This window comes from Vibrio sp. ECSMB14106, from assembly GCF_000972265.1.
GTDB lineage: Bacteria > Pseudomonadota > Gammaproteobacteria > Enterobacterales > Vibrionaceae > Vibrio > Vibrio kanaloae.
Window position 1 is genome coordinate 1 of record NZ_LAUM01000092.1, and the last position, 303, is coordinate 303.

Below are 303 nucleotides of genomic sequence, written 5' to 3' on the forward strand. Positions count from 1 at the left end.
TGTAGTGGTACGGTGAATTTGGTCACTTAGTTAGAGGTGATATCATCACCTCATAAGTTAACAGGTGACATTATGACAAAACGTACAAGACGACTATTTAGCGCAGAGTTTAAGTTAGAAGCGGCGCAGTTAGTCCTAGACCAAAACTATTCCGTGACTGAAGCAGCCCAAGCCATGAGTGTGGGTAAATCCACGATGGATAAATGGGTTCGCCAGTTAAAAGAAGAGCGCCAAGGGAAAGCACCGAAAGCTTCACCTATGACCCCTGAGCAAATAGAAATTCGGGAATTAAAAAAGAAGCTG

1 protein-coding gene is annotated in these 303 nt (G+C 43.6%); it reads left to right on the top strand.

Annotated features, from left to right (window positions below):
- Positions 1-72: 72 nt before the first annotated feature.
- Positions 73-303: IS3 family transposase (locus WR49_RS20795; protein WP_046225287.1), on the top strand; the 231-nt coding region annotated here is incomplete at its 3' end.